Source organism: Streptomyces sp. NPDC111656 (genome assembly GCF_055656965.1).
The window spans coordinates 1-1070 of sequence record NZ_JBVKCA010000088.1 but is presented as its reverse complement, the minus strand read 5'-3'; the positions used below and the strand labels follow the sequence as shown (position 1 = coordinate 1070).

At 58.1% G+C, this 1070-nt stretch carries 1 rRNA gene; it reads left to right on the top strand.

What is annotated here, in order from left to right:
- A 23S ribosomal RNA gene (locus ACZ7M3_RS52870) occupies positions 1 to 1070 on the top strand; the annotation flags it as partial.

Genomic DNA, 1070 nt, shown 5'->3' with positions numbered 1-1070 from the left:
TCGTGACTGCGTGCCTTTTGAAGAATGAGCCTGCGAGTTTGCGGTGTGTTGCGAGGTTAACCCGTGTGGGGAAGCCGTAGCGAAAGCGAGTCCGAATAGGGCGATTTAGTAGCGCGCTCAAGACCCGAAGCGGAGTGATCTAGCCATGGGCAGGTTGAAGCGGCTGTAAGAGGTCGTGGAGGACCGAACCCACCAGGGTTGAAAACCTGGGGGATGACCTGTGGTTAGGGGTGAAAGGCCAATCAAACTCCGTGATAGCTGGTTCTCCCCGAAATGCATTTAGGTGCAGCGTCGTGTGTTTCTTGCCGGAGGTAGAGCACTGGATAGGCGATGGGCCCTACCGGGTTACTGACCTTAGCCAAACTCCGAATGCCGGTAAGTGAGAGCGCGGCAGTGAGACTGTGGGGGATAAGCTCCATGGTCGAGAGGGAAACAGCCCAGAGCATCGACTAAGGCCCCTAAGCGTACGCTAAGTGGGAAAGGATGTGGAGTCGCAGAGACAACCAGGAGGTTGGCTTAGAAGCAGCCACCCTTGAAAGAGTGCGTAATAGCTCACTGGTCTAGTGATTCCGCGCCGACAATGTAGCGGGGCTCAAGCGTACCGCCGAAGTCGTGTCATTGCAGCAATAGGGCCAACGCCCGCTGTGATGGGTAGGGGAGCGTCGTGTGCCGGGTGAAGCCGCGCCGGAAGGCAGTGGTGGACGGTTCACGAGTGAGAATGCAGGCATGAGTAGCGATACACACGTGAGAAACGTGTGCGCCGATTGACTAAGGGTTCCTGGGTCAAGCTGATCTGCCCAGGGTAAGTCGGGACCTAAGGCGAGGCCGACAGGCGTAGTCGATGGATAACCGGTTGATATTCCGGTACCCGCTGTGAAGCGTCAAACATTGAACCAGGCGATGCTAAGTCCGTGAAGCCGCCCCGGAGCCTTCGGGCAAAGGGGAGTGGTGGAGCCGACGGACCAGACCTGCAGTAGGTGAGTGATGGGGTGACGCAGGAAGGTAGTCCATCCCGGGCGGTGGTTGTCCCGGGGTAAGGGTGTAGGACGTCAGGTAGGCAAATCCGCCTG